This is a genomic window from Lysinibacillus sp. UBA5994, assembly GCF_002429725.1.
Classification (GTDB): domain Bacteria; phylum Bacillota; class Bacilli; order Bacillales_A; family Planococcaceae; genus Lysinibacillus; species Lysinibacillus capsici.
The window spans coordinates 1-251 of sequence record NZ_DJAU01000045.1; the positions used below are offsets into that span (position 1 = coordinate 1).

Sequence of the window (251 nt, forward strand, 5' to 3'; positions counted from 1 at the left end):
CGTTAAAAAATTAACGAGAGTAGAACTCTACGATGAATGCTTCGTTGATTTCAGCTGATAATTCAGAACGCTCTGGAAGGCGAGTGAATGTACCTTCTTTTTTGTCAGCATCGAATGTTAAGTAGTCAGGTACGAAGTTGTTTACTTCGATTGCTTCTACTACTACAGCAAGGTTTTGAGATTTTTCACGAAGAGAAATCGTTTGACCTGGTTTTACGCTGTATGATGGGATATCAACGCGTTTGCCATCT

General features: G+C 39.4%; 1 pseudogene. It reads right to left on the reverse strand.

Annotated features, from left to right (window positions below):
- Window positions 1-10 precede the first annotated feature (10 nt).
- Window positions 11-251 (reverse strand): annotated as a pseudogene (locus B3D98_RS14465) (30S ribosomal protein S4); the annotation flags it as partial.